14 protein-coding genes, 1 tRNA gene and 1 pseudogene are annotated in these 19,545 nt (G+C 71.8%); 7 read left to right on the top strand and 9 right to left on the bottom strand.

The features are described 5' to 3' along the window. Positions 1-112 precede the first annotated feature (112 nt). From ACIQHQ_RS13465 to ACIQHQ_RS13480, 4 genes are all read right to left on the bottom strand, one after another. A complete protein-coding gene (locus tag ACIQHQ_RS13465) occupies positions 113-1,093 on the bottom strand; it encodes a ribose-phosphate diphosphokinase (RefSeq protein WP_402612073.1) in 981 nt (326 codons plus the stop codon). Between the two features lie 135 nt (positions 1,094-1,228). Beyond that, positions 1,229-2,677 carry a bifunctional UDP-N-acetylglucosamine diphosphorylase/glucosamine-1-phosphate N-acetyltransferase GlmU gene (glmU, locus tag ACIQHQ_RS13470; protein WP_402612074.1) on the bottom strand — a complete coding sequence of 483 codons (1,449 nt, stop codon included), beginning with the start codon at positions 2,675-2,677 and terminating at the stop codon, positions 1,229-1,231. Between the two features lie 134 nt (positions 2,678-2,811). After that, positions 2,812-2,884 (bottom strand) — tRNA-Gln (locus ACIQHQ_RS13475). Between the two features lie 14 nt (positions 2,885-2,898). Continuing rightward, entirely contained in the window at positions 2,899-3,759 is an 861-nt protein-coding gene (locus ACIQHQ_RS13480; RefSeq protein ID WP_402612075.1) for a hypothetical protein, read from the bottom strand. Between the two features lie 168 nt (positions 3,760-3,927). On the opposite strand from ACIQHQ_RS13480, the gene ACIQHQ_RS13485 reads away from it, so the two are divergent. Next, entirely contained in the window at positions 3,928-5,229 is a 1,302-nt protein-coding gene (locus ACIQHQ_RS13485; protein ID WP_402612076.1) for a histidine kinase, read from the top strand. Between the two features lie 24 nt (positions 5,230-5,253). Here ACIQHQ_RS13485 and ACIQHQ_RS13490 read toward each other — a convergent pair whose 3' ends face one another. After that, positions 5,254-5,787: an SUKH-3 domain-containing protein gene (locus ACIQHQ_RS13490; RefSeq protein WP_402612077.1), complete on the bottom strand. Its 534-nt coding sequence runs from the start codon at positions 5,785-5,787 to the stop codon at positions 5,254-5,256. Positions 5,788-5,872: 85 nt separating this feature from the next. Continuing rightward, the gene (locus ACIQHQ_RS13495; protein ID WP_402612078.1) at positions 5,873-6,475 is read right to left on the bottom strand and encodes a YwqJ-related putative deaminase; all 603 of its coding nucleotides are present in this window, start codon (positions 6,473-6,475) and stop codon (positions 5,873-5,875) included. A gap of 378 nt (positions 6,476-6,853) precedes the next feature. On the opposite strand from ACIQHQ_RS13495, the gene ACIQHQ_RS13500 reads away from it, so the two are divergent. From ACIQHQ_RS13500 to ACIQHQ_RS13515, 4 genes are all read left to right on the top strand, one after another. Next, the gene (locus tag ACIQHQ_RS13500; RefSeq protein ID WP_402612079.1) at positions 6,854-7,858 is read left to right on the top strand and encodes an SMI1/KNR4 family protein; all 1,005 of its coding nucleotides are present in this window, start codon (positions 6,854-6,856) and stop codon (positions 7,856-7,858) included. Between the two features lie 8 nt (positions 7,859-7,866). Continuing rightward, positions 7,867-10,875, top strand: coding sequence for an SUKH-4 family immunity protein (locus ACIQHQ_RS13505; protein ID WP_402612080.1), 3,009 nt, complete (start codon positions 7,867-7,869; stop codon positions 10,873-10,875). Between the two features lie 171 nt (positions 10,876-11,046). After that, entirely contained in the window at positions 11,047-11,508 is a 462-nt protein-coding gene (locus tag ACIQHQ_RS13510) for a carboxymuconolactone decarboxylase family protein (RefSeq protein WP_402612081.1), read from the top strand. Between the two features lie 142 nt (positions 11,509-11,650). Then, positions 11,651-12,538 (top strand): cellulose-binding protein, encoded by an 888-nt coding sequence (locus ACIQHQ_RS13515; RefSeq protein ID WP_402612082.1) that lies wholly within the window; start codon positions 11,651-11,653, stop codon positions 12,536-12,538. A 15-nt stretch (positions 12,539-12,553) separates the two neighbouring features. Here ACIQHQ_RS13515 and ACIQHQ_RS13520 read toward each other — a convergent pair. The 3 genes and pseudogenes from ACIQHQ_RS13520 to ACIQHQ_RS13530 form a co-directional block, all read right to left on the bottom strand. Further along, a pseudogene (locus ACIQHQ_RS13520) lies at positions 12,554-12,655 on the bottom strand (alpha/beta hydrolase); the annotation flags it as partial. A gap of 525 nt (positions 12,656-13,180) precedes the next feature. After that, the gene (locus tag ACIQHQ_RS13525; RefSeq protein WP_402612084.1) at positions 13,181-13,669 is read right to left on the bottom strand and encodes a GNAT family N-acetyltransferase; all 489 of its coding nucleotides are present in this window, start codon (positions 13,667-13,669) and stop codon (positions 13,181-13,183) included. 20 nt (positions 13,670-13,689) lie between these two features. Further along, positions 13,690-15,183 carry an MFS transporter gene (locus ACIQHQ_RS13530; RefSeq protein WP_402612085.1) on the bottom strand — a complete coding sequence of 498 codons (1,494 nt, stop codon included), beginning with the start codon at positions 15,181-15,183 and terminating at the stop codon, positions 13,690-13,692. Between the two features lie 476 nt (positions 15,184-15,659). Here ACIQHQ_RS13530 and ACIQHQ_RS13535 point away from each other — a divergent pair, with 476 nt between their 5' ends. Both ACIQHQ_RS13535 and ACIQHQ_RS13540 read left to right on the top strand, forming a co-directional pair. Next, positions 15,660-16,448: an ABC transporter ATP-binding protein gene (locus ACIQHQ_RS13535; RefSeq protein WP_361303535.1), complete on the top strand. Its 789-nt coding sequence runs from the start codon at positions 15,660-15,662 to the stop codon at positions 16,446-16,448. Further along, positions 16,445-19,024: an ABC transporter permease gene (locus ACIQHQ_RS13540; protein WP_402612086.1), complete on the top strand. Its 2,580-nt coding sequence runs from the start codon at positions 16,445-16,447 to the stop codon at positions 19,022-19,024. The genes ACIQHQ_RS13535 and ACIQHQ_RS13540 overlap by 4 nt, the downstream gene beginning before the upstream one ends. Positions 19,025-19,545 lie beyond the last annotated feature (521 nt).

The raw sequence follows: 19,545 nt of genomic DNA on the forward strand, positions 1-19,545 counted from the left end.
GGACAACCGCGTCCCGAAACGGAAGCGGCCTCCCTCGCCGAGCAACTTCAGCAGTCTACTCGGCGAGGGAGGCCGCACCCAAAACGATCTACAAGAGCCCGACCAGGGACTCCTACTGGTCGTCGAACAGGCTCGTCACCGAACCGTCCTCGAACACCTCACGCACCGCGTTCGCGATCGTCGGCGCGATCGACAACACCGAGATCTTGTCCAGGTCCGTGCTCAGCTCACCCGGCGTCGGCAGCGTGTTCGTGAACACGAACTCACTCACCCGGGAGTTCTTCAGACGGTCGCTCGCGGGACCCGACAGCACACCGTGCGTCGCCGTCACGATCACGTCCTCCGCACCGTGCGCGAACAGCGCGTCCGCGGCGGCACAGATCGTCCCACCCGTGTCGATCATGTCGTCCACCAGGACACACACGCGACCCTCCACCTCACCCACGACCTCGTGGACGGTGACCTGATTCGCGACGTCCTTGTCCCGGCGCTTGTGCACGATCGCCAGCGGCGCGCCCAGCCGGTCACACCAGCGGTCCGCGACCCGCACCCGGCCCGCGTCCGGAGACACGACCGTCAGCTTCCGCCGGTCCACCTTCCGGCCCACGTAGTCCGCCAGCAACGGCAGCGCGAACAGGTGGTCCACCGGACCGTCGAAGAAGCCCTGGATCTGGTCCGTGTGCAGATCCACGGTCAGGATCCGATCCGCACCCGCGGTCTTCATCATGTCCGCGATCAGACGCGCCGAAATCGGTTCACGTCCCCGGTGCTTCTTGTCCTGCCGCGCGTAACCGTAGAACGGCACGATGACCGTGATGGAGCGGGCCGACGCACGCTTCAACGCGTCGATCATGATCAACTGCTCCATGATCCACTTGTTGATCGGAGCCGTGTGGCTCTGGATCAGGAAACAGTCGGCACCACGCGCCGACTCCTGGTACCGCACATAGATCTCACCGTTCGCGAAGTCGAAGGCCTTCGTCGGGACTACCCCGACACCCAGCTGTTGGGCGACCTCCTCCGCAAGCTCGGGGTGGGCGCGGCCGGAGAAGAACATCAACTTCTTCTCGCCGGTCGTCTTGATCCCGGTCACAGCACTGTCTCCTCAGAGGTTTCGCAGCTGGGTGTCGAGAGACCTCGCAGCCGGCTTGCCGGAGGCCGTCTCAGCTGGTGGGGGTGCGGGTGTGCACTTATCACCGTACGCCGTGTTCGAGGCATCGGTTTCCGGTCAGCCCTCGCCGGCCGACTCCCGGGAAGCCGCCTCAGCCGCCTTCGCCGCCGCGCTCCCCGGACGCTTCCGAGCCACCCAACCCTCGATATTCCGCTGCTGACCACGGGCCACGGCCAGCGAACCGGGCGGCACATCCTTCGTGATCACGGACCCGGCAGCGGTGTACGCGCCGTCCCCCACCGTGACAGGCGCCACAAACATGTTGTCCGAGCCCGTCCGGCAGTGCGAACCGATGGTCGTGTGGTGCTTCTCCTGCCCGTCGTAATTCACGAACACGCTCGCGGCACCGATGTTGGTCTGCTCCCCGATGGTCGCGTCACCCACATAGGAAAGGTGCGGCACCTTCGTCCCGTCCCCGATCGAGGCGTTCTTCGTCTCGACGTACGTCCCGATCTTGCCCTTCGCGCCCAGCCGCGTCCCCGGACGCAGATACGCGTACGGACCCACGGTCGCTTCCGGGCCGACCTCGGCGCCCGTGGCCACGGTGGTGTCGACCCGTGCCCGCGCACCCACCCGGGTGTCCGTCAGCCGCGAGTTGGGCCCGACCTCGGCGCCCTCGGCCAGATGCGTCGTGCCGTGCAGCTGCGTGCCCGGGTGGACGACGGCGTCCTGCTCGAACGTCACCGTCACATCGATCCACGTGGTCGCCGGGTCGACGACCGTCACACCGGCGAGCATCGCCTCCGTCAGCAGCCGGTCGTTCAGAATCCGGCGGGCCTCGGACAACTGCACACGATTGTTGATGCCGGCGATCTCACGGTGGTCACCGGCCACCGACGCCCCCACCCGATGCCCGGCCTCACGCAGGATCCCGAGCACATCGGTCAGGTACTCCTCACCCTGACTGTTGTCCGTCCGCACCTTCTTCAGCGCGTCCGCCAGCAACTGACCGTCGAACGCGAACACCCCCGAATTGATCTCACGGATCGACCGCTGGGCCTCGGTGGCGTCCTTGTGCTCGACGATGGCGGTGACGGCTCCGGTGGCCTCGTCACGGACGATCCGCCCGTACCCCGTCGCGTCCGGCACCTCGGCGGTCAGCACGGTGACCGCGTTGCCGTCGGCGGAGTGCGTCGCGGTGAGAGCCCGGAGCGTGGCGCCGGTCAGCAGGGGGGTGTCCCCGCACACCACCACGACGGTCCCGTCGACCGACCCGCCCAGTTCCTCCAGGCCCATCCGCACGGCGTGCCCCGTGCCGTTCTGCTCCGCCTGTACGGCGGTCCGCACGTCGGGCGCGATCTCGCCCAGATGCGCGGTGACCTTCTCCCGCGCGTGGCCGACGACGACCACCAGGTGCTCGGGCTGCAGCTCGCCGGCGGCGGCGAGCACGTGCCCGACGAGACTGCGGCCGCAGAGCTCGTGCAGGACCTTGGGTGTGGCCGACTTCATACGGGTGCCCTCACCCGCTGCGAGAACGACTACGGCTGCCGGGCGGTTGGCGCTCACGGGATGCCCTTCGGCTGTGGATGGGGTGGGGTGACATCCGCAGGATACCGGGGGGTTTTGTCGGGAGCATGGGTGCGGGCCCTGACCGAGGGGTTGTGGGTCAGGACCCGAACTGAGGTGGTGTGTTCTGTGGGCTCCCCCGCAAGGATTCGAACCTTGTCCTGCTGGTACCAAAAACCAGTGTGCTGCCAGTTACACCACGGGGGACAGCGCCTCAGACCTTACCGGAGACGTGCCTCGGCATGGGCCACGATGCCGCCCCACCAGCCCTCGATGCGGTTGTACAGCTCGGCACTTCGCGCCACTGAGACGACCATGCAGCCGTGGTAGTCGTCCCCGGTGTTCTTGCGGACTGTCTTGGGGTTGTGCTTCTTCAGCGTCGGCTTGGCGAATGCCGACGTGTCGACGCCCACCAAGTCTGCCCAGTGGCGGTGGGCCGCGTCCACATCCGCCGATTCGTGGATGAGCACCCGGAAGCTCAGGCGTTCCCGGCTCACTCCGAGCAGGTCGAGCCAGGCGAGGTAGACCCGGATCACGCCCGGGTCGCTGTTGACGAGCACGGCCCTCTCACGCCGGTCGTAGGGCTTGCTCTTGGCGCCCTCGGCCCAGTAGAGCGCGACGCCCGCCAGGAACAGCTCCCTGTCCGTGAGGTCGCCCACCTCCCGTGTTGCGCTTTTCCTGGTGCGCTTGCGCTCTTCGTCCTGCGTGGCGCTGAGTCGGGCGAGGCCCGCTTGCATGAGTGCCCGCTGCTCCTCCGGCGTGTACCGGGGCTCGGGCTTCGGAAGGTCCCGCACCCACAGCGACACCGAACTCCTCGAGCAGCCCAGTTCCGCCTCGATCCGGTCGTACGTCCAGCCCTGCAGCCGGAGTTCCCTTGCCGTTTGCCGTAGGTCGTCCTTTGCGTTCGGGCGCTTCGTCCACGCCGGGGGCGGTTCACCCTTCACCAACCGGTGGAGGATGTCGTTGTTGAAGATCTTCAGCTCGTCCCGGATCTGCCGGAGGCTGAGCCCCGCGCGCCGCAGCTCCACCGCCTTCTCCCGCAACCCCTCGAAGTCCGCGTACTTGCCCGGTGCATGTGTCATACGCATACCGTCCGGGCGGAATGGTTGCTTCCGGGGGCGAACGGTGAGCGATTCAGCAGTTCGAGGGATATCGGGTGGTATCGCAGTCGAACGGTCACGGAGTGTGGTGCGGGCCGGGCCGGAAAACTCACCGGAAAACCGGCGGTGGCCGCCCGTAGGCTGGGAGACATGACCGCGACGGGGGAAGACCATGTGACGGCCCGGGGAGGGCCGTGGTGGTGGGCCAGGCGGCGTAGTGCCGTGTTCGATGTGAGCCTGGCCGTGGTGTCCGCGCTGGAGTGCGCGCTGGAGGGGATCCCGTTCGCGAGGGACGCCGGGATCCCGGTGGCGGCGGGGGTCGTCTTCGGGGTGCTGGCCGGTTCCGTGCTGCTCGTGCGGCGGCGGTGGCCGATCGCGGTCGTGCTGGTGGCCATCGCGATCACGCCCGCGGAGATGGGCCTGATGATGGGCGTCGTCGGCCTGTACACGCTGGCCGCGGCCGAGCTGCCCCGGCGGATCATCGCCTCGCTGGCCGGGATGTCGCTGGTCGGGACGCTCATCGTGACGTTCGTGAGGACGCGGCAGGACATGTCGCGGGGGGACTTGGACATAGGGGACTGGTTCGTGCCCTTCGCGGCGATCACGATGTCGCTGGGGTTCACGGCGCCTCCGGTGCTGCTGGGTCTGTACGTGGGGGCGCGGCGGCGGCTGATGGAGAGCCTGCGGGAGCGTGCGGACAGTCTGGAGCGGGAGCTTCAGTTGCTCGCGGAGCGGGCGGAGGAGCGGGCCGAGTGGGCCCGGAACGAGGAGCGGACGCGGATCGCGCGGGAGATGCACGATGTCGTCGCGCATCGGGTGAGCTTGATGGTGGTGCATGCCGCGGCGTTGCAGGCGGTGGCGCGGAAGGATCCGGAGAAGGCGGTCAGGAATGCCGCGTTGGTGGGGGACATGGGGCGGCAGGCGCTGACGGAGCTGCGGGAGATGCTCGGGGTGCTGCGCAGTGGCGGGGACGACGTGCGGCGTGAGCGTGCGGCGTCGGTGCCGTTGGCTGCGGTGGGGGTGGCCGCGGCGGCGGCGGCTTCGCGGGCGGCGGATGACGACGGGCCGTCCTTGGCGGAGATCGAGGAGCTGGTGGGGCAGTCGGCTGCCGCGGGGATGGTGGTGGCGTTCTCGGTGGAGGGGGATGCCCGGTCGTATGCGCCGTTGGTGGAGCAGACGGCGTATCGGGTGGTGCAGGAGGCGCTGACGAACGTCCACAAGCACGCGGCCGGGGCGAAGACGTATGTGCGGTTGGCGCATCGGGTGTCGGAGATCGCGATGCAGGTGGAGAACGAGCCGCCCGAGGAGGCGGCGTCTTCGGCGCGGTTGCCGTCCGGGGGGAACGGGCTGGTGGGGATGAAGGAGCGGGTGTCGGCGCTGGGTGGGGTGTTCGTGTCCGGGCCGACGGATGCGGGGGGTTTTCGGGTGTCGGCGGTGATTCCGGCGTCGTAGTCCGTTCGGGGGCGGGTTGTGTGGTCAGCCTGTGGTGAGGCGTACGGGGGCGGTGCCGGTGATGAGGGTGGCGAGGGCTTGGTCGATGTCGGGGCCGAGGTACCAGTCGCCGGTGTGGTCGAGGGTGTAGACGCGGCCGCCGGTGTCGATGGCGAGGAGGGCCTGGCTGTCGGTTTCGGCGCCGAGGGGGCAGACGTGGGTGCCGAGGGCGCGGCCGAGGTCGCCGAGGGTGCGGGCCATGTGGAGGCCGTGCAGCGGGTCGAGGTGGAGGGTGGCGGGGGCGACCTGGCGGCCGGGGCCGGTGGGGGTGATGTGGAGTCCGCCGAATTCGGCCCAGGCCTCGACGGCGGCGGGGAAGACGGTGTGGCGGTGGCCGGCGGGGGAGGCGTGGTCGCGCAGGGCGTCGGCCCAGATCTCGGCTTGTTTGATGTCCCAGCGTCCGGGTTGCCAGCCGGCGGCGCGCAGGGCGGCGTCGACGGGCACGGCGAAGCGGGATGGGGGTCCCCCCTGCCCGAATGGAGTTGAGGGCTTGGGGGAGGAGGTGCGGTCGGTGTGCATCTGCCCTTCGTCTCGTCGAGGTTTTCGGGGTGGCGTGAGGGGCGCGCCGGGGTGTCCGGTGGTGCTGGGGGTGGGGTGGGGGGCGTCAGTTGTTCCGGGACGCCGGGTCGACTATGCGCACGCCGAAGTGGGCGCTGAGCGCGGTGCAGGCGCGGCAGGGGGTGGCGAAGCTGCCGTGGAGGGGGTCGCCGTCCTCGCGGATGCGTCGGGCGGTGAGTTTGGCCTGCTTGAGGGCTTTGCGTGCCTCGCCGTTGGTCATGGGTTTGCGCGCGGCGCGTTTGCTGCGGGCGGTGTCGGCGGCGGCGATGTGGCGGGAGATGAGGATGGTTTCGGCGCAGCGGCCGGTGAAGCGGTCGCGCTGGGCGCTGGTGAGGGTGTCCAGGAAGTCCTGGACGAGGGGGTGCAGGGCGGGGGGTGTGTCGCCGCGGGCGGCGGTGCCGGTGAGGGTGGCGCCGCGGACGGAGAGTGCGGCGGCGACGGTGGGGAGGATGCCGTCGCGGCGGTGGCGGAGGACGGGGGCGTGGGCGGCTTCGGTGGCGCTCCAGCCGATGCGGGGGTCGCCGGCTCGTGGGTCGCCGTGTCGCGGGTCGCCGGCCAGGGGGGCGGTGGCGCGGGTGCCGGCTCGTGGGTCGCCGTTTCGTGGGTCGGCGGGCCTGCCGGTGTGTGGCCCCGTCTGCGTCGCGTTCATGATCGTCTTCCCCTCCGTGCATCCCCCCGGGGTGACAGACTGCCAAATGCCGCGGCTGGTGCGGAAGCTGGGGCGCCGCGACACGCCCGGAGCGGGGTGTGCCGTCACGGTGGGGTGACGGCCGGTCACGGAAGCGGAAGGGGGTGCCGGCCGGTGTCGGTGACCGGTGTCGTCGTACCGCATAGGCTGTCGGCACCGCGGGCGATGCGGTGATCCGTTCGGAGATCGATGCCGTGAACCGGAGGGGGATCCGTGAGGGTCGGTGCCTGCGGTGACGTGCAGTGAAGTCGAGACAGAAGACGTGACAGTCGATACGGGCCGTAGTGCGCCAAGGGTGGTGAATACGGGTCGTACAGAGTGCCGCAGGGGGCAACCGCCATGACGACAGGTCGGCTCGGGCAGCGAGCCGCGCCGCCGAACGCGGCCTACGCCGGGCAGGTCGTGCATTTCCCGGATCCGGTCCGGGCGGCCCGTCACCCGAGAGGGGTACGGGTCGACGAGCATGGTTACCCCGACTTCTCGGCTTACGCGCGCGCGGCCGCGGAGATCGCGGAGCCGCCGGAGGGTTTCGGCGTCGACGAGTTGCGGCTGACGGATTACGTGTCGGCGAACACGGCGCTGTCGGCGTCCGGGCACGAGCTGTGGGACACGGTGCCGGCGGTGGCGACGCCGCACGGCTGGACGTGGCACCACGTGGTGGGGACGCGGCGGCTGGAGCTGGTTCCGGCCGAGGTGAAGGCGCTGCTGCGGCATCACGGGGGCGTGGCCACGTCGGGCGTCGACCATTCCAAGCGGGGCACGCGGCCGCTTCAGGAGACGCGTCCGGCGCACTTCGGGCTGCCGAAGTCGGGTGTCGCGGTGACCGAGTCGCAGGTGCAGGGGGTCGAGGAGGATCTCGGCTACCGGCTGCCGGGTGCGTACCGGTCGTTCCTGAAGGCGGCGGGCGGCTGCGCGCCGGTGGGTGCCGCGCTGGACGCGGAGCTGGGGCTGCTGGTCGACCAGCCGTTCTTCACGGTGCGCGACGAGGCGGCGGTCAATGACCTGGTGTACGTCAACAAGTGTCTGCGTGACCATCTGACCAAGGACTATCTGGGGATCTCCTTCGTCCAGGGCGGGTTGCTCGCCGTGAAGGTGAAGGGTGAGCGGATCGGTTCGGTGTGGTTCTGCGCGTACGACGACGCGCGGGACGTGGATCCCTCGGTGCCGCCGGCGGAGCGGGTGGAGCGGCTGTTGCTGCCGTGCGGGGACGACTTCGACGTCTTCCTGTCCCGGCTGGCGGGCAATCCGCCGGAGTTGGAGACGGTGGCGAATCTGATGGTGGACGGCGGGTTCGCGCGTGTGGTGCCGGTGGGCGCGGTGTCGTCCTCGGCCGTGGGGGAGTGACGTCAGCGATGGTGACCTTCGCGCAGGCGCAGGAGCGCGCGGAAGAGTGGATCAACGGGGATCTGCCGTCGTACCAGCATCGTGAGGTGCGGGTGCGGGAGTTCGACCTGGGGTTCGTGGTGTGGGCCGAGGACCGGGCGGACGGGCCGCGGTCGGACGGCGGTGCGCAGCGGCTGGTGATCGCGCGGGACAGCGGTGAGGCGACGCTGTGGCCCGGTCTGCCGGTGGGTGAGGTGATCCGCCGGTACGAGGAGGAGTACGGCCGTCCGGACGCGGTGGACGAGCCGGCTCCCGCGGCGCCTGCCGCGCGGGTGGATCTGAATCAGACGTCGTTCCTGCTGACTCCGCCGGAGTGGTTGCAGGATGCGGCGGACAAGCTGGGGATTCCGGATCGGCGTGGTGCGGGGGCTGGTGCCGTGTCGGCCGCTGCCGGGGAAGCGGGTTCGGGTGCTGCCGATGACGGGCCGGCTTCCGGTTCCGGTGCCTCGGCCGGGGGTGCGGCGACTCCCGCGCGGGGAGCGCCCGTCGCGCCGGAAAGTGGTGCGGCGTGGCCGGCCGCCGGGGGGAGTGACCCGGGGGCGGACGACGGCTCGGTCGCCGGGCCGGATGATTCGGCCGCGCCGGGTGTGCCCGCCGGGGCGACGCCCTGGGCCGGTACGGACACCAATGGCGATGCCGGTGACGACCGGTCCGTGCCGTTGCCCGCGACGGTCTTCGCGCCGCCGCTGAGCGGGGCCGACGACACACCGCCGTCGGCCACCGCCGATGCCAAGACGGCCTTGATGTCCGGCGGCAGCCAGCTTCCGCGGACGGCGGTGACGCCGGCGGTGGACGGTCCGCACACCCCTGGTGCCGGTCCGCACGCCCCGGGTTCGGGCCCTGTGGGCGGCCCGGGCTACGGCTACCCTTCGGGCCCGGCCACCGCGCCCGGCGTGCCGGGGACGCCGCCCGGTGGGGCGCCGCAGGGCGGCACGCCTCCGCCGGTGCCGGGCGGACAGCCGTACGGCTATCCGCAGAGCCCGCGGAGTTCGCAGTCGCCTACTCCTCCGCCCGGACCGGGTGGGACGACGTACGGGTATCCGCAGGGGGCGGGCGGCGGGGCCGCCGGTCCTGGGGGTGGTGTGCCGCAGTCGCCCGGTGCGCCGGGTGCGCCGGCGCGGCCGCTCGCGTCCCACGCCGGGGACATCGCCGACGCGGCGACCAGCAAGGCGGCTCCGCCGCCGGGCCGTGGGCGGAACGCGGGTCCGACGACGCCGCCCCCGCCGGGTGCTCCGGGTGCTCCGGGTGCGCGCCCGGGCAGCACGCCGCCGCCGTCGGGGCCCGGGGCTCCGGGGACTCCGGCGGGTGGTTACGTACCCACGCAGCTCGTGTCGGCGCTTGGTCCCGAAGGGCAGGGCGGCCCGGGAGGGCCGGGTTCCGAGGGGCCCGGCGGTCCTGGTGGTGCCGGGGGTCCTGCGGGGGCCGGGCCTTCGCAGGGTCCGGGTGTGCCTCAGCCCTCGCAGCCGCCGGTGCCTCCGGGAGCGCCCGGCGCCCCGCGGCCGCCTGGCCCGCCCGGTGCGCCGCAGCCTTCGGGTGCCCCTGGTGGCACGCCCCCGGGCGGTGTCCACCATGCCGCCACGATGTTCGCCGACCCCGGCCGGATGGGCCCGGGCGCGCCGCAGCCGCCGGTGCCTCCGGGAGCGCCCGGCGCCCCGCGGCCGCCTGGCCCGCCCGGTGCTCAGCCTCCGGGCGCGCCGCACCCGCCCGGTGTCCCCGGCGCGGCCGGTGGGCCGGACCAGGTGCATCACGCGGAGACCATGCTGGCCGCGCCCCCGGCGGGCGGCCCCGGTGTGCCTCCGCCTCCGCAGGCCCCCGGCGCGCCTCCCGCCGCGCCGGGCGTCCCGGGCATGCCGGGGACGCCCGTGCCGCACGGCGTGGCGCCGGGTGCGATGCCGCCCGGCGCGATGCCGCCGGGTGGGATGCCGCCGGGTGCGATGCCGTCATCCGGTCAGCCCGTCCCCGGGCAGCCGCCCGCGTACGGCTATCCGCAGCAGCCCACCGGGCAGCCGACCGTCGGCCCCGGCTACCAGGCCGTGCTGCGCTACCGCGCGCAGGACGGCTCCGAGCAGCAGCTGATCCGGCGTTCGGCGCCGGGAACGCCGCACCCGGAGTGGCAGATCTTCCACGAACTGCGGGCCATGAACGTGCCCCCGGACCAGGTGCTGGAGCTGCACACCGAGCTGGAGTCGTGTGAGCTGCCCGGTGCGTACTGCGCGCGAATGATCCGGGAGCAGTGGCCGCAGGCACGCATCACGAGCATCGCGCCGTACGGGACGGACCATGCGAGCCGCCAGCAGGGTATGCGGCAACTGCTGGTTCACCAGGGCGAGTTGCATCAGGTGGCGGACGGCCCGGCGCGTCCGGCTCCGGTGCGCGCCCCGCTGCCGCCGGTGCAGGCGGCGCCGCCGATCCCGCCGGAGGCCATCGGGCAGGAGCTGGGTGCCGCGTTCGGGCCGGGGGTGTTCCGGTTCGAGCAGGCGGCGGTGTCGCGGCAGGGTGTGCCACCGGTCGTGGCGCATACGCTGGTGGTGGCCGGACTGCCGTTGGACATGGGCCCGTTCTTCTGGGCGCAGGCACAGCCGGGCCGGCCCGTTCCGACGCTGGCGGAGCTGGCGGCCGAGCGCGGTGTGCGGCCCGCTTCGGACGCGGGTTCCTATCTGGTGATGGGCAGCGACTTCGGCAAGGCGATCTGCGTGCAGTACGGCACGGCGAACATCGTCGCGGTGCCGGTGGAGGCCGGGCCGGGCGGGGCTCCCGTGCCGCCGCAGTTCGTGAACACCGGGCTGCCGGAATTCGCGCGCTGCCTGGCGCTGCTCGGGCGGATGTGGCGGCTGCGGTTCGGGCTGAACCAGGAGCAGGCGGGCCGCTGGACCGTCGACTTCCAGGCCCAGTTGGCCGCGCTCGACCCGGCGGCGCTGGGGTCGCCGGAGAGCTGGTGGTCGGTGCTGCTGGAGCAGATGTGGGACGGACTGCTGTGACGCCTCGCCGTTGAGATGCCGTAAGGAGCCGGGTTCGGTCGCTCGTACGACCGGGCCCGGCTTCTTCGTGCCCGGGCCGGAGAAGAAGTCCGTGCCGGGCTGTCACACCTCCTGCCGTCACTTCGTCAGCGCGGTGACAGTGACGCACCGCCGACACAGGAGGCAGAGAACATGCAGGCACGGATGACGAACCCGGCGTACGTCCTTTCCGGCGCGATGAAGGGCATCGGCACCCTCTTCCAGGCGATCGGGGAGAGCGGCCTGGCGCAGGACGTCGCGGAGATCGTCGGGCTGCGCGCCAGCCAGATCAACGGCTGCGGGGCCTGTGTGCACGGGCACGTCGCCAACCTCCGTAAGGCCGGGGTGAGCGAGGAGCGCATCGCGGCCGTCGCCGCCTGGCGGCACGCGCCCTTCTTCTCGGACGCCGAGCGCGCCGCGCTGAAGCTGACGGAGGCGATGACGCGGCTTTCCGACCTCTCCGGGGAGTCGGTGCCGGACGCGCTGTGGGACGAGGTGGCCGACCATTTCGACGAGAAGGAACTCTCCGCGCTGATCCTCACCGTCTCGGTCACCAACATGTTCAACCGCATCAACACGACCATCCAGGAGCCCGCGGGCACCACCTGGGGCTGACGGCGGTACGGCCCGGCCGTGGGTCCGTGACCTCTGAGCGGAGTGTCGGGTTATGAGCACTTCCGTCTGATCGACCAAGATGTGCGCTGAATCATCCCATTTCTGGCGCGGCTTCACGTCGGTGTGGTGGAGAGGGGTCCGGATGAGCAGCGCGACGGTGTCACCGCACGGCTTCACGGCCGTGCGGGGGCGCGGCTACCGTCCCGAGCAGGTCGACGCGTACGCCGAGGCCCTCTCCGCGAACCGGGACGCGGCCTGGGTGAGAGCAGCCCGGCTGACGGTGCTCGCCCGGCGGATGGACGAGGAACTGGCGCTGCTGCGCGAGGCCGTGGCGCGGCTGGCCCCGCAGACCTACGAGACACTCGGGGAGCGGGCCCTGCGGCTCTTCGAACTCGGCGAGCAGGAGGCCGCGGCCGTAAGGGAAGTGGCGCGGCGGGAGGCGCGGAGTCGCGTGGACGGGGCACGGGCGTCCGCGACCGGCCTGCGCGAGGCCGCGCGGGGGCACGCCGACGCCGTGCGCGCCGACGCCGACGAACGTGCCCGGCAGCTGCTGCTGGCGGCCCGCGCCGAGGCCGACGAGATCCGGGACGTGGCCCGGCGCGAGGCGCAGGAGCAGCGGGGCGAGGCCGTGGCCGCGTTGCGGGAGATGAGGCAGCGGACCTCCGGGATGCCGGCCGAACAGGACCAGGAACACGCCGAGCGGTGGGCGCAGACCGAACGGGAAGAGGCCGGCCGGGCGGCGATCCTGGACGCGAGCCACGCGAAGGCGCGCACGCGCGCCGAGGAAGCGCTGTCCGACGCCGAGCAGGCCTTCGCCGACGCGGAGGACTTGGCCCGCGACCTGGAGGAAGAGGCCCACGCCCATGCGGCGGAGCTGGTCGCCCGGGCTCGCGGGCACGCCGAGGCGGTGGAGGCGGCGACGGCCCGGCTCCTGCGTGAACACGCCGAACGGCGAGACGAGGCCCGGGCCCACATCGACCGTGTCCGCGCCGGCCTGACGGACTGGGCGGGGCGGGTGGCGGCGGAGTGACACCGGCGGCTGGTCCCGGCCGGAGCGCAGCGTCTCGGAGAAGCCCTGGGCCCGGGCCGGCGCGAGCGTCTCGGCGACCACGGCCTCGGGTGACCGGCGGCCCGGGCGCGCGGTGCGTGACGAGACCGAGGACGTCTCCCACCGGCCGCGCGGTCGCGCACGCCGGGCGCATTCACGCGCGGCGGCGTCCTCGGCCGGTCGCGCCGCCCTGAGGTGGGCCCCCGGCTGTCGTTCCGGCCGTCGACGCGCGAGCGCTCCCGCACGGGAGCCGCGCCCCGCGGCGCCGCGGGTGGCCTGGCCCGCGCCCCGCGGCGAGGGCCAGGCCGAGCCTTGTCCCCGTCGGCTCATGCCGCCGGCCGGCCTGGCCTCTTCCCGCGGTGCCCAGGACGGGTGCCGTACGTGTACGGGTCGTGGGACGGTGACGGACCGGGTGGTCGGCATGGGTGCGACGGGGGCGGGTCGCAGGACATCGCGGTGCTCCCTGCGAGGGTGGGGTCCGGTGTGGCGAACCGCAGGGAGGTGGGGGGCGGGAGCCACGCACGCGACTTCGGAGCAGGGGCTGAGCGCGAGAGCTCGGGCCGACCGATCGGCCGGTATGCGCTTGCCTCGCCGGCCTCGGTGTTACCCGCGGCGGCGCGGATTTCACACGAGCCGGCGCTCGTAGCGCACTCCCGGCCGGCCGTCCACCGTCGTGTCCCCCACCCGCGTGAAGCCGCCGTGGGCCAGGACCCTCATGGAAGCGGGATTGTCCAGGGTCGTGACCGCGGTGAGGGTCGTCAGGCCGTAGTCGGTGGCAGCCAGCCGGCACACGTGCGCGACGGCCGCCGTCGCCACACCCCGGCCGGCGGCGCGTTCGCCGACGCGGTAGCCGAGTTCGGCGCTGCCGTCCGCCAGGTCGATCAGGTTCACCCGGCCGATCAGGGCGCCCTCCTCCCCGAGGACCACGTGGAAGCGGCACACGCGCGCGTGCTGTTCGTCGAGGAGCGCCCTGAGACGTGCGGCGAAACCCTCGGGGGTGAAGAAGGCGTCCCCGCGGTCCGGCACCGTGCGCGCGAAGTACGTCCGGTTCTCCCGCTCGAAGGCCAGCAGTGCGTCCGCGTGTTCGGCCCCAAGGGGCTCCAAGGTCACCATGGGCGCGAGGATATGGACGATCAGTCCTTGAGCACCGGGAATTTCCGGGGCGCGAGGAACAGCAGCACCAGGAACGCCAGGGCCGCCGCACACGCCGCGCCCAGGTAGACCGCGTGCACGGCGTCGGCGATCGCCCGCCTGGTCGCTTCCGGCGCGGTGCCCGCATCGAGCGCCCGCGTCACCGAGTCCAGGTCGCCCGCGCCGCCGAGCCGCGCGGCCAGCACACCGTTGGCGACCGCGCCGAACACCGCCGCGCCGATCGTCTGGCCGGTCTGGCGGCAGAACAGCACGGACGCGGTCGTCGTACCCCGCTCCGCCCATCCCACCGTCGACTGCACACCGACGATGAGAGGCAGTTGGAACAGGCCCAGCGCGGCGCCGAGCAGCAGCATCAGCAGCGTCGGCTGCCACGCCTGCCCGGGGTACGGCAGGAAGGGGAACGCGAACAGGAGCAGCGCGGCCGTGCCGATGCCCAGCATCGCCGTGTCGCGGAAGCCGATCCTGCGGTACACGTGCTGGCTCAGCGCCGCCGACACCGGCCAGCTCAACGTCCATACGGACAGCACGAATCCGGCGGCCACGGGCGCGAGGCCGAGCACCGACTGGGCGTAGGTGGGCAGGAAGACCGACGGTGCGACCATCAGCAGCCCCAGCGCGCCCAAGGCCAGGTTCACCGAGGCGATCGTACGGCGCCGCCACACCCAGCCGGGGATGATCGGCTCCGCGGCCCGTTGCTCCACCAGCACCACGACCGCGACCAGGGCGAGTCCCGCGCCGAACAGCCCCAGGGAGGGCGCCGACAGCCACGGCCACGCCACCCCGCCCTGCACGAGGGCCGTGAGCAGGACGCCGCCGCAGGCGAACACCGCGAGCGCGCCCGCCCAGTCCACGCGCGCGTGCGTGGTGGCTTCCCGCTGCGGCTCGTGGAGGTGACGGACGATCAGCCACAGCGCGACCGCGCCGATCGGCAGATTGATCAGGAAGATCCAGCGCCAGTCCGCGTACGCGGCGAGCACCCCGCCGAGTCCGGGGCCGGCGACCGCCGACACCGCCCACACCGTGGACAGCTTCGACTGGATCCTGGGACGGTCCTTCAGGGGGTACAGGTCGGCGGCGAGCGTCTGCACCGTGCCCTGGAGCGCGCCGCCGCCCAGGCCCTGCACGACGCGGAAGGCGATGAGCGCCCCCATGTTCCAGGCCAGCGCACACAGCGCGGACCCGAGGAGGAAGACCACCGAGCCCGCTATGAGGACCGGTTTGCGGCCGAAGGTGTCGGAGAGCTTGCCGTACACGGGCAACGTGACGGTCACGGCCAGCAGGTAGCCGGAGAAGAGCCAGGAGAACACGGAGAAACCGCCGAGGTCCCCGACGATCTGCGGGACGGCGGTCGAGACGATGGTGGCGTCGAGGGCGGCCAGCGCCATCGAGAGCATCAGCGCCGCCACGACGGCTCCGCGCCGGCCGGTCGTGGCGGGACGTGCGGCCTCGCGTGCCGCGGAACCGGTGCTGTCCACCCCGGTGCCTCCCCCTCGCCCGGGCCGCGCCCGCATCCGTGCCCCGGGCCCCGTCGCTTGTGTCTGTCCCTTGCATCTACCTGTCGCGGACAGCTTCCCACTTGACCCTGACGTCGCGGGAGGGTGGAGGCTGAGTGGGCCGACGGGTGGAGCGAACCCTGAGACGGTCTCCACCCTTCGGTGGACTGCCCCTAGGGGTACCTCCGTACTACGACCTGGGGAGGGTTCGTACCGACGGAGGACGAGACGGGGAGGACCCTTCCTTAACCTGGCTTTACGCCGCCGGGGGGCGGTGCCGCTCACCGCGGGGGTGGGGTTTTCCACAGGGAAAGACTGCGCTGAACACCAGGGCGCACGACCCCTCCCCGCCGCGAGACTGAAACGCACCGGACGGACCGCACGGTCCGGCGAGGCGCACAGCGGCTGTCGACCAGGCGACCGCCTTCACCATCTGCTGACCGACATAGGAGACATACGTGACATCGGCTGTAACCATTCCCAGGCACGGGGGCACTGGAGGGCGTACGGCCGTTGCCGCGCGGGCGCGGCAGGTCGTGAAGGCGTACGGATCCGGCGAGACCCGTGTCGTCGCCCTCGATCACGTCGACGTGGACATCGCACGCGGCCAGTTCACCGCGATCATGGGCCCCTCGGGGTCCGGCAAGTCCACCCTGATGCACTGCCTGGCCGGCCTCGACACCGTGACGAGCGGCCAGATCTACCTCGACGAGACCGAGATCACCGGTCTGAAGGACAAGAAGCTCACGCGGCTGCGCCGGGACCGGATCGGGTTCATCTTCCAGGCGTTCAACCTGCTGCCGACGCTGAACGCCATAGAGAACATCACGCTGCCCATGGACATCGCGGGCCGCAAGCCCGACCAGCAGTGGCTGACACGGGTCGTGGAGACCGTCGGGCTCGCCGACCGCCTCAAGCACCGGCCCACCCAGCTCTCCGGCGGCCAGCAGCAGCGTGTCGCCGTGGCGCGGGCGCTGGCGGCCCGGCCCGAGATCATCTTCGGCGACGAGCCGACCGGAAACCTCGACTCCCGCGCCGGCGCCGAGGTCCTCGGCTTCCTGCGCCGGTCCGTCGACGAACTGGGCCAGACCATCGTCATGGTCACCCACGACCCGGTCGCCGCCAGTTACGCGGACCGTGTGCTGTACCTCGCCGACGGCCGCATCGTCGACGAGATGTTCAAGCCGACCGCGGAGGCCGTCCTCGACCGCATGAAGGACTTCGACGCCCGGGGGCGTACGTCATGACCGTCATGAAGACCTCCATGCGCAACTTCCTCGCGCACAAGGGGCGCATGGCGCTCTCCGCGATCGCCGTCCTGCTGTCGGTGGCCTTCGTCTGCGGCACGCTCGTCTTCACGGACACCATGTCCACCACCTTCGACAAGCTCTTCGCGGCCACCTCCTCCGACGTGACGGTGAGCGCCAAGGGCGCCTCCGACACCGGCGTGACGACCGCCGACAACGGCAAGCCGCCGGTCATGCCGGCCTCCGTGCTGGGCGAGGTCCGCAAGGCGCAGGGCGTGAAGTCCGCCGAGGGCACGGTGTTCTCCACCTCGGTGACCGTCGTCGACGCGGACAAGGACAGCCTGTCGCCCTCCAGCGGCGCCCCGACCATCGTGGGCAGCTGGAACCGCAACGACGCCCGCACCATGAAGATCACCTCCGGTGCGGCACCCGAGAGCGCCGACCAGATCATGGTCGACGCCGACACCGCCGACAAGCACGACCTGAAGCTCGGCGACGAGATCGGCGTGATCAGCGCCATCGGCACCCACACCGCGAAGATCTCCGGCGTCGCCGACTTCACCGTCACCAACCCCGGCGCCGCGATCTTCTACCTCGACACCAAGACCGCCCAGAAGACCCTGGTCGGCGAGAGCGGCGTCTACACCAACCTCAACGTCACCGCGGCCGCCGGCGTCAGCGACGCACAGCTGAAGAAGAACGTCACCGCCGAACTCGGCGGCGACTTCCAGGTGAAGACGGCCAAGGAGACCGCCGACGCCAACCAGAAGGACGTCGCGGGCTTCATGAACGTCATGAAGTACGCGATGCTCGGCTTCGCCGGGATCGCCTTCCTCGTCGGCATCTTCCTGATCATCAACACCTTCTCCATGCTGGTCGCCCAGCGCACCCGCGAGATCGGCCTGATGCGGGCCATCGGCTCCTCCCGCAAGCAGGTCAACCGCTCCGTCCTGGCCGAGGCACTGCTGCTCGGTGTCGTCGGCTCGGTGCTCGGTGTCGGCGCGGGCGTCGGCCTCGCGATCGGCCTGATGAAGCTCATGGGCCAGATGGGCATGGAACTGTCCACCGACGACCTCACGGTGGCCTGGACGACCCCGGTGGTCGGCCTCGTCCTCGGCGTGATCGTCACCGTGCTGGCCGCCTACCTGCCCGCCCGGCGCGCCGGCAAGATCTCCCCGATGGCCGCACTGCGCGACGCGGGAGCCCCCGCGGACGCCAAGGCGGGCCGGATCCGCGCCGCCATCGGCACGGTCCTCACCGGCACCGGCGGCCTCGCCCTCTACCTGGCGTCGGAGGCCGACAAGGCCAAGGACGGCTCCCTGTGGCTCGGCCTCGGCGTGGTGCTGTCGCTGATCGGCTTCGTCGTCATCGGCCCGCTGCTCGCCGGTGCCGTGGTCCGCGTCCTCGGCGCCGTCCTGCTCCGCATGTTCGGACCCGTGGGCCGCATGGCCGAGCGCAACGCCCTGCGCAACCCGCGCCGCACCGGCGCGACCGGCGCCGCCCTGATGATCGGCCTCGCCCTGGTGGCGTGCCTGTCCGTGGTCGGCTCCTCCATGGTGGCGTCCGCCACCGACCAGCTCGACAAGACCGTCGGCACGGACTTCATCATCCAGTCCGACAGCGGCCAGCTGGTCACCCCGCAGGCGGTCAAGGCCGTGAAGTCGTCGCCCGACCTGGCGCGGGTCACCGAGTACAAGTGGACCAAGGCCGACTTCACCACCCCTGACGGTAAGACGCTCAAGGACACGGCGATCACGGCGGCCGACCCGTCGTACGCGACCGACCTGCGCACCGAAACGGTCGCCGGCAAGCTCCCCGACGCCTACAAGCCCGACTCCATGTCGGTCCACGAGAAGTTCGCCGAGGACCACGGCATCAGCCTCGGCTCCAAGATCAAGGTCGCCTTCAAGGACGGCTCCGCGGCCGACCTCACGGTCCGGGCGATCACCAGCAGCGACGTCGTGATCGACGCGGGCGCGATGTACACGTCGATCTCGACGATGGCCACGTACGTCCCGGCCGACAAGATGCCCCTGGACTCGCTGGTCTTCGCCAGCGCCAAGGAAGGGAAGCAGGACGCCGCCTACAAGTCCCTGAAGTCGGCGCTGCACGACTACCCGCAGTACACCGTGCGCGACCAGACCGACTACAAGGACGCCCTGAAGGACCAGATCGGCCAGCTGCTGAACATGATCTACGGCCTGCTGGCCCTGGCGATCATCGTCGCCATCCTGGGCGTGGTGAACACCCTGGCCCTGTCGGTGGTGGAGCGCACCAGGGAGATCGGCCTGATGCGGGCGATCGGCCTCTCCCGCCGCCAGCTGCGCCGCATGATCCGCATGGAGTCGGTCGTCATCGCCCTCTTCGGCGCCCTGCTGGGCCTCGGACTGGGCATGGGCTGGGGCGCCACGGCACAGCAGCTGCTCGCCCTGGAGGGCCTGATGGTCCTGGACATCCCCTGGCCGACGATCATCGGCGTCTTCATCAGCTCGGCGTTCGTGGGCCTGTTCGCGGCACTGATCCCGGCGTTCCGGGCGGGCCGGATGAACGTCCTGAACGCGATCGCGACGGAGTAGCGGACCACTGCGACCGCCGCCCGAGAACCACCGCACACGGGGGTTGCGGGGGATGGGCCCGCCCCCGGGGTGTCCACCTCGGGGGCGGGCCCGCGGCTTGCCCCCGGCGGTGGGTGGCGTGGGGCATGGGGCCGGGCCCGCGATCGGTCGGGTGAGTGGCACGGGTCCATGGGGCCGCGCTCGGCATCGGCCGGGTGGGTGGCGTGGGGCATGGGGCCGGGCCCGCGTCGGCCGGGTGGGTGGCGTGGGGCATGGGGCCAGGCCCACGTAGGCCGGGTGGGTGCTACTCCGGCCCGGTGCCACCCGGGGGTCGGCTCGGTGCAGCCCGGGGTCGGCCCTGTGTCTGTTGGGTGGCGCTTGACGTGCCGCCCGGTTCGGCGCCCGCCTGGTGGTTCCGCTGGCGAGTTGCCCGGCCCGGTGCCACCCGGGGTCGGCTCGGTGCAGCCCGGGGTCGGCCCTGTGTCTGTTGGGTGGCGCTTGACGTGCCGCCCGGTTCGGCGCCCGCCTGGTGGTTCCGCTGG

This window comes from Streptomyces sp. NPDC092370 (genome assembly GCF_044755265.1).
Taxonomy (GTDB): domain Bacteria; phylum Actinomycetota; class Actinomycetes; order Streptomycetales; family Streptomycetaceae; genus Streptomyces.